The organism is Streptomyces sp. IBSBF 3136 (assembly GCF_036815105.1).
GTDB lineage: Bacteria > Actinomycetota > Actinomycetes > Streptomycetales > Streptomycetaceae > Streptomyces.
This window is the reverse complement of the sequence record NZ_JAJSZC010000295.1, coordinates 1-7962: the sequence shown is the minus strand read 5'-3', so window position 1 is coordinate 7962 and position 7962 is coordinate 1. Positions and strand designations below refer to the sequence as shown.

Genomic DNA, 7962 nt, shown 5'->3' with positions numbered 1-7962 from the left:
GGCCGGGCCTCGGGGGGCCGGGCCGGTGCGGATGCCGGGGCCTGGGGTCAGGCCGGTGCGGGTGCCTGGGCCTGGGGTCAGGCCGGTGCGGGTGCCGGGGCGAGGCGGTTGAGGACGTCCAGGGCGAGGTTGTGCGCGAGGGGCACCTTGTAGGCGTTGTTGCGCAGGGGTTCGGCGCGGTCGAGTTCGAGGTCGACGGCGCCCTCGAAGGCGGCCGGGGTGGCCGCGGCGCCCAGCAGGGCCGTCTCGGCGTGCCGGGCCCGCCAGGGTTTGTGGGCGAGGCCGCCGAAGGCGAGCCCCACCCGGTCCACGACCCCGTCGGCGACCCGGAGCACCACGGCCACGGAGGCCAGCGCGAAGGCGTACGACGCCCGGTCACGGGCCTTGCGGTAGGCGGAGGGCACACCGGCGGCGGCCGCCGGGAGCAGCACCCCGGTGATCAGCTCGCCGGGGCGGATCTCGGTGTCGCGCTCGGGGTGCACGCCGGGCAGCCGGTGGAAGTCGGCGACCGGCATGGTCCGTCCCCCGTCGGGGCCGTACAGCTCGATCCGGGCGTCGAGGGCGGTCAGTGCCACGGCCATGTCGGAGGGGTTGGTCGCGATGCAGTCCGGGGAGTGGCCGAGGACGGCGTGGTCGCGGTGGACGCCGTCGCGGGCGCCGCAGCCGCTGCCCGGCTCGCGTTTGTTGCAGGGCTTGTCCAGGTCCTGGAAGTAGGGGCAGCGGGTGCGCTGGAGCAGGTTGCCGCCGGTCGTGGCCGCGTTGCGGAGCTGTCCGGAGGCGCCCGCGAGGAGTGCCTGGGAGAGCACGGGGTAGCGGTCGCGGACCAGTGGATGGGCGGCGAGGTCGCTGTTGCGGACGGTGGCGCCGACGCGCAGGGCTCCGTCGGGCAGTTCCTCGACGGTGTCGAGGGGCAGCCGGCCGACGTCGACGAGGACGGTGGGCCGCTCCACCCCGAGCTTCATCAGGTCGACCAGGTTGGTGCCGCCGGCGAGGTAGCGGGCGCCCGGGTGGGCGGCGAACGCCTCGACGGCCTCCTCGACACTGCCGGGCCTGAGGTATCCGAAGTCCTTCACCGGATCACGTCCTCCACTGCCTCGACGATGCGCGGGTAGGCGCCGCAGCGGCACAGGTTGCCGCTGAGCCGCTCGCGGATCTCGTCCCGGTCGAGCGGCACGGGCCGGCCGGAGGGGGCGGCGGGATCGGTGACGTGCGAGGGGTGGCCGGCCGCCGCCTCGGCGAGCATGCCGACGGCGGAGCAGATCTGGCCCGGGGTGCAGTAGCCGCACTGGAAGGCGTCGCGGTCGAGGAAGGCCCGCTGCAGCGGGTGGGGCTGCTCGCCGTCGCCGGCGAGGCCCTCGACGGTGGTGACCTCGCTGCCGTCGAGGGTGACGGCGAGCAGCAGGCAGCTGTTGAGGCGGCGCCCGTCGACCAGGACGGTGCAGGCACCGCACTGACCGTGGTCGCAGCCCTTCTTGGACCCCGTGAGGTCGAGGTCCTCGCGGAGCAGGTCCAGCAGGACCCGCCGGTGGTCGACGAGCAGGGTGTGGGGTTTGCCGTTGACCCGGAGAGTGACCTCCGAGCGCGGGCCGGGCCGGTTTTCGATGGTCATGGCAGTGAGGGCCTTCCGGACGGGCCTGGACGCCTGGAGTACCGCGTATCCAGACTGCCGCACCTCACACGTTTCAGCCCGCTTGGCCGGTCCCCGCTCACCCGGTCATCCGGCCGGTGACGTCCGCGGTGTCCCCGGCGGGCGGGGCGGTGACCTTCACGTCGGTGCCGAAGTCGGCGAGCCGCACCTCGGTCGTGCTGGTGACCTCGGTGTTCTCGCGGCCCGGGGTCAGCTGCTTCAGCGGGTGCAGGGTCAGCCGGACGCGCTCCTGGCGCAGCCGGCCCCGCCCGTCCAGCCACACGTCGACCGGCAGCCGGTCCGTCCCGAGCTGCTGCCGCAGTCGCCGCTCCTGTCCGGCGTCGCCGTGGGCGAGTACGGACACGGGAACCGCCACCCGGTAGTGGGTGGTGCGGGTGCCGTCGAGGGTCTGGTCGGCGACGCGGGTGACGGTGCCCCGGCCGGCGTCCTTGAGGTAGCGCACGGGTTCCATCGGGTCGGTGGGCCGGCTGCGCCCGGCCGGGCCGGTGCGGCTCAGCCGGGCGAGGTCGATCTTCATCCAGGTCCTGCCGCCGGGTACGGCACCGCGCCGGGCGCCGGTCGGCTTCTGGTACACGGCTCCGTCGACGACCCGCTGCTCGATCGTGGTGCCCTGCGACGTCAGGTCAAACCGGCTGGCGCCCTCCTTGAGGTCGGCGACCCCGCTGCCGTGCCCGGTGAGCGCCTGTCCTTCGGCGACGACCTTGCTGGTGACCGTCATCCTGGCGGTGCCGGCGGCCAGGGTGGCGCGGTAGGCGTTCTGCACGGCGCGGGCGGGCGGTGCCGCCGTGGGTCCGCTCCGCGCGTCCCCGGCCGGTCCGGAAGCGTCCTCGCCGCCGCAGCCGGTGAGTGCGGCGGCGAGGACGAGCGCGGCGACGGCGCTCAGGGCTTGCGTCTTCGGCACGGTGGGGCTCCTCCCGGGTCGGGTCGCGGCTCGCGCGTGCGACCCGACCCGGTTTCCCCGCCCGCGGCCGGTCACGCCTCAGGGGTAGCGGGCCGGATTCGCCACGCCGGTGGCCGAGTTGGAGGGTCCTCCCGTGTCGTCGACGACGTGGCGGACGGTGCCGGTGCCGCCCAGCGAGACGGTGACACGGCCCCGCGCCGCCCACCCCCGCTGTCCCGGGCCGCCGTCGGGCCGCCGGGCCGCGCGTCAGACCGCCGGCACCTCGCCGTTGCGCTCGGCGAACTGCGTCCGGTGCAGCTCCGCGTACCGGCCGCCCGCCGCGAGGAGTTCCTCGTGCGTGCCCCGTTCCACGATCCGGCCGGCCTCCACGACGAGTATCCGGTCGGCGGCCCGGACGGTGGACAGGCGGTGCGCGATCACCACGGCGGTACGGCCCTCCAGAGCCTCGGTCAGCGCCTCCTGCACCGCCGCCTCCGAGGTGTTGTCCAGGTGGGCGGTGGCCTCGTCGAGGATGACCACCCGCTGGCGCGCCAGCAGCAGCCGGGCGATGGTCATGCGCTGGCGTTCGCCGCCGGAGAGCCGGTAGCCGCGCTCGCCGACCACGGTGTCCAGGCCGTCGGGCAGGGACCGTACGACCTCGGCGAGGCGGGCGCGGCCGAGCGCGTCCCACAGCTCCTCGTCGGTGGCCGCCGGGCGGGCCAGCAGCAGGTTGGCGCGGACGGTGTCGTGGAAAAGGTGGCCGTCCTGGGTGACCATGCCGATGGTGGCGCGCAGCGAGACGGCGGTCAGGTCGCGGACGTCGACGCCGCCGACGCGGACGGCTCCGGCGTCGGCGTCGTACAGGCGCGGCAGGAGCTGGGCGATGGTGGACTTGCCGGCGCCGGAGGAGCCGACGAGGGCGACGGTCTCGCCGGGTTCGGCGCGGAAGGAGATGCCGTGCAGGACCTCGGCGCCGCCGCGGCTGTCGAGGGCGGCGACCTCCTCCAGGGAGGCGAGGGAGACCTGGTCGGCGGACGGGTAGGCGAAGCGGACGTCGTCGAACTCGACGGCCACGGGGCCCTCGGGGACCGCCACGGCGTCCGGCTTCTCCTCGATGAGCGGCTTGAGGTCGAGCACCTCGAAGACCCGCTCGAAGCTGACCAGCGCGCTCATCACCTCGACCCGGGCCCCGGCGAGCGCGGTGAGCGGGGCGTAGAGCCGGGTCAGCAGCAGGGCGAGGGAGACGACGGCGCCCGCCTGGAGGGTGCCGTGCAGCGCGAACCAGCCGCCGAGGCCGTAGACGAGGGCCAGCGCGAGGGCCGAGACCAGGGTGAGGGAGGTGATGAACACCGACTGGGCGGTCGCCGTGCGCACGCCGATGTCACGGACCCTGCGGGCCCGGGCCGCGAACTCGGCCGACTCCTCCTCGGGGCGGCCGAACAGCTTGACCAGGGTGGCGCCGGGCGCGGAGAAGCGTTCGGTCATCCGGGTGCCCATGGCCGCGTTCAGCGCGGCCGCCTCCCGCTGCATCCGGGCCATCCGGCTGCCCATGCGTCGGGCGGGCAGCACGAACACCGGCAGCAGCACCAGCGCGAGCAGGGTGATCTGCCAGGACAGGGTGAGCATCACCGCGAGGGTGAGCAGCAGGGTCACCAGGTTGGTCACCACACCCGAGAGGGTGTTGGCGAACGCCCGCTGGGCGCCGATCACGTCGTTGTTGAGCCGGCTGACCAGCGCGCCCGTACGGGTACGTGTGAAGAACGCGACCGGCATGCGCTGCACATGATCGAACACGGCCGTGCGCAGATCCAGGATCAGCCCCTCCCCGAGCGTCGACGACAGCCGCCGGCCGAGGACGCCGAGCCCCGCCTCGGCGAGCGCGACGAGCGCGATGAGCAGCGAGAGCCGGATCACGGTCCGGGAGTCGTGGCCCGCCACGATCGCGTCGACGACGCGGCCGGCGAGCACCGGGGTGGCCACGGCGAGCAGCGCGGTCACCACCCCGAGCAGCACGAAGCGGACGATGCCCGCGCGGTGCGGGCGGGCGAAGGCGGCGATGCGGCGCAGTGTGGCGCGGGCGAAGGGGCGGCGCTCCTGCTGCGCGTTCATCACGCTGTGCAGCTGCGTCCAGGCGGTGGTCTCCATGCTCATGAGAGAGAACGTAGGACCTCAAGCATCGTTGAGGTCAAGGGACGCCCGGCTTCGGTCCGGCCGGGTGCCCCGCGGCCGCGGACTGCCCCGGCGGCTCCCGCCGACCCGCTGCCGGTCCGTAAGCCGCCGTCCGCGCCCGCGCCACCCGCCGTTGACGCGGCACGGAGAACCTTCCCGGGTGTGACAACCCTCCGCCATCCCGGTGCGACAGCCCTCCGACGTCCCCGCGCGCCCCGGGGACGCCTACCCCGGCGGGTCCCGGTCCGCCAGGTGCTGTGCCTGGTGCCGCTCGTGCTCGTCGGCGTGGTCGCGGCACGGCACCGCTCGGTGCTCGCCGACGGCTTCGGCCAGCTGCGCACGGCGTCCTGGCCGTGGCTGCTGGCGGCGGCCGGCGCGACCTGCCTGACCTGGGTCGCGGCGGCGTTCACCCGGCAGGGCGCGGTGGTGCAGCCGCTGCCGAAGGGGCGGCTGCTGGCCACCCAGTTCGCGGCCGGAACGGCCAACCACCTGCTGCCCACCGGGCTGGGCGCGGGCGCGGTCAACCTGCGCTTCATGACGGTGTGCGGGGTGCCGCTCGCCCGCTCCTCGGCCGCGCTCGCGCTGTACCTGCTGGCGGAGAGCGTGGGCCGGCTCGGTCTGCTGGCCGTGCTGCTGGCCGTCTTCCCGGACGCGCTGCGGCTCGGCGCCCTGCTGCCGGGCGGTTCGGCCGCCCCGCTGCTGCTGGGCGCGGCCGCGCTGACCGCCGTGGCGGGGGTGGTGCTGTGCCGGGTACGGCGGCTGCGCGTGGCGGTCGCCGGTTTCCTGCGGGACGCCCTCGGCGAGGCGCGCTCGGTGCACACGCGGCCGGCCCGGGCCCTGGCCCTGTGGGGCGGTTCGCTGGCCTTCCCGGCGCTCCAGGCGGCCGGTCTGGCCGCGGTCGGGCAGGCGCTGCGGCTGCCGGTGCCGCCGGCGCACATGGCGCTCGCGTATCTCGCGGCGACCGCCGCCGTGGCCCTGGTGCCGACGCCGGGCGGGCTCGGCTCGGTCGAGGCGGCGCTGATCGTGGCCCTGGTCGCGGTGGGCGGCCCGGCGGCGGTGGCCACGGCGGTGGTGCTGGCCTACCGGGTGATCACCGTGTGGCTGCCGCTGCTGCCGGGGGCGCTGACGCTGGGGGCGCTGGTGCGGCTGAAGGTCATCTGAGGCACAGTGGCCGTTCCGAGCCGCAGCCCGAGAAGGAGTGCCCGCCGTGCCGGTACGCGTGGAGCGCAAGGAGCACGTCACCACGGTCGTCCTGTCCCGCCCGGAGGTCCGCAACGCCGTGGACGGTCCGACGGCGGCCGAACTGGCGGCCGCCTTCCGGGAGTTCGAGGGCGACGAGCAGGCCCGGGCGGCGGTGCTGTGGGGCGAGGGCGGCACGTTCTGCGCGGGCGCCGACCTGAAGGCGATGGGCACCGATCGGGGCAACCGGGTCGCCGAGGAGGGCGACGGACCGATGGGGCCGACCCGGATGCGGCTGTCGAAGCCGGTGATCGCCGCCGTCGCCGGGCACGCCGTCGCGGGCGGTCTCGAACTGGCCCTGTGGTGCGACCTGCGGGTCGCCGAGGAGGACGCCGTGTTCGGGGTGTACTGCCGCCGCTGGGGCGTGCCGCTGATCGACGGGGGCACGGTACGGCTGCCCCGGCTGATCGGCACCGGCCGGGCGATGGACATGATCCTGACCGGCCGCCCGGTCCCGGCCCGCGAGGCCCTCGCCATCGGCCTCGCCGACCGCCTCGTGCCCACCGGCGGGGCCCGCGCCGCGGCCGAGGAACTCGCGGCTGCCGTCGCCCGGTTCCCGCAGGCCTGCCTGCGCGGCGACCGCGCCTCCGTGCTGGAGCAGGAGGGGCTGGACGAGGAGACGGCGATGCGGGGCGAACTCCGGCACGGCATGGCCGTGTTGGCCGAGGGCTTCGAAGGGGCGGCACGGTTCGCCGGGGGCGCCGGACGGCACGGGTCCTACACGGACGTGTGAGGAACATCGTCCGGAGTGCACCCTGTCCGGGTGCGAACCGCCCTGCCGGATACGGCAGGATGAGCGTTCGCCCGCTCGCCGGTGACGCCGGGGGCGGCGCGTTCGCACATTCCGGACATCGAGCAGGTGACAACGTGACGACAACTCACTTCAGGACGGCCGCAGCGGTCTTGCGCCCCGGAGGTGACCGGTGAACCGCTCGCTGACCCTGGACGACCTCGTCCTCGCCGGCATCGCCCTGGGCGCCGGTCTCGTGCTCGCCTTCCTCTCCCGCACCCTGCTGCGCTGGCTCGCCAAGCACGCGAAGCGGACCAAGTGGAGCGGTGACGACGTCATCGTGGACGCGCTGCGTTCCGTGGTCCCCTGGGCGGCGATCGCGGGCGGCGCGGCGGCGGCCGCGGTGGCGCTGCCGCTGACCCGGACCGTGCAGCACCACGTCGACCAGTTCCTCCAGGTGTGGCTGATCCTCGTGGTGACCGTCTCGGCGGCCCGGGTGATCGCGGGTCTGGTCCGCTCGGTCACCCAGTCCCGCTCCGGCGTGGCGGGTTCGGCCACCATCTTCGTGAACATCACCCGGGTCCTGGTGCTCGCCATCGGCTTCCTGGTGATGCTGCAGACGCTCGGCGTCTCCATCGCGCCCCTGCTCACCGCCCTGGGCGTCGGCGGTCTCGCCGTCGCGCTGGCCCTGCAGGACACCCTCGCCAACCTCTTCGCGGGCATCCACATCCTCGCCTCCAAGACCGTGCAGCCGGGTGACTACATCCGGCTCAGCAGCGGCGAGGAGGGCTACGTGGTGGACATCAACTGGCGCCAGACGACGGTGCGGCAGCTCTCCAACAACCTGGTGGTGGTCCCCAACGGCCAGCTCGCCAAGTCCAACATGACCAACTTCACCCAGCCTGAACAGCAGTTGACGGTGCTGGTGCAGGTGGGCGTGAGCTACGACGCGGACCTCGACCAGGTCGAGCGGGTGACGGCGGAGGTGGTCACCGAGACCATGACCGAGATCACCGGCGCGGTCCCGGACCACGAACCCGCCATCCGCTTCCACACCTTCGGCGACTCCCGCATCGGCTTCACGGTGATCCTCGGCGTCGGCGAGTTCAGCGACCAGTACCGCGTCAAGCACGAGTTCATCAAGCGCCTCCACCGCCGCTACCGCGCGGAGGGCATCAGCATCCCGGCCCCGACCAGGACGGTGGCCCTGCAGCAGGGGTCGGTGGTGATACCGCAACAGCGCGCGGGGCAGGAGCTGCCACAGGGGTCACGGGGGCAGGACCTGCTGTAGGGGGG

General features: G+C 74.5%; 7 protein-coding genes. 3 read left to right on the top strand and 4 right to left on the bottom strand.

Annotated elements, in window-relative coordinates:
* Positions 1-77: 77 nt before the first annotated feature.
* The 4 genes from V7E45_RS36560 to V7E45_RS36545 form a co-directional block, all read right to left on the bottom strand.
* Positions 78-1073 (bottom strand): FAD binding domain-containing protein, encoded by a 996-nt coding sequence (locus tag V7E45_RS36560; RefSeq protein ID WP_333778586.1) that lies wholly within the window; start codon positions 1071-1073, stop codon positions 78-80.
* On the bottom strand, positions 1070-1609 hold the full coding sequence (locus V7E45_RS36555; RefSeq protein ID WP_333778585.1) for a 2Fe-2S iron-sulfur cluster-binding protein: 540 nt from the start codon (positions 1607-1609) through the stop codon (positions 1070-1072). The genes V7E45_RS36560 and V7E45_RS36555 overlap by 4 nt, the downstream gene beginning before the upstream one ends.
* A gap of 97 nt (positions 1610-1706) precedes the next feature.
* On the bottom strand, positions 1707-2549 hold the full coding sequence (locus V7E45_RS36550; protein WP_333778584.1) for a hypothetical protein: 843 nt from the start codon (positions 2547-2549) through the stop codon (positions 1707-1709).
* 246 nt (positions 2550-2795) lie between these two features.
* Positions 2796-4679, bottom strand: a complete 1884-nt coding sequence (locus V7E45_RS36545) for an ABC transporter ATP-binding protein (RefSeq protein ID WP_443056333.1) — start codon at positions 4677-4679, stop codon at positions 2796-2798.
* A 282-nt stretch (positions 4680-4961) separates the two neighbouring features.
* Between V7E45_RS36545 and V7E45_RS36540 the strand changes: the two genes are divergently transcribed.
* The 3 genes from V7E45_RS36540 (at position 4962) to V7E45_RS36530 (ending at position 7957) form a co-directional block, all read left to right on the top strand.
* Entirely contained in the window at positions 4962-5858 is an 897-nt protein-coding gene (locus V7E45_RS36540) for a lysylphosphatidylglycerol synthase transmembrane domain-containing protein (RefSeq protein WP_333778583.1), read from the top strand.
* A 46-nt stretch (positions 5859-5904) separates the two neighbouring features.
* Positions 5905-6669 carry a crotonase/enoyl-CoA hydratase family protein gene (locus V7E45_RS36535; protein ID WP_333778582.1) on the top strand — a complete coding sequence of 255 codons (765 nt, stop codon included), beginning with the start codon at positions 5905-5907 and terminating at the stop codon, positions 6667-6669.
* A gap of 190 nt (positions 6670-6859) precedes the next feature.
* The gene (locus tag V7E45_RS36530; protein WP_333778581.1) at positions 6860-7957 is read left to right on the top strand and encodes a mechanosensitive ion channel family protein; all 1098 of its coding nucleotides are present in this window, start codon (positions 6860-6862) and stop codon (positions 7955-7957) included.
* The last annotated feature ends 5 nt before the right edge of the window (positions 7958-7962 follow it).

Excerpts from the sequence above, each read along its gene's own strand:
- V7E45_RS36555 (WP_333778585.1), bottom strand. The coding sequence starts at position 1,609 with ATGACCATCGAAAACCGGCCCGGCCCGCGCTCGGAGGTCACTCTCCGG.
- V7E45_RS36545 (WP_443056333.1), bottom strand. The coding sequence starts at position 4,679 with ATGAGCATGGAGACCACCGCCTGGACGCAGCTGCACAGCGTGATGAAC.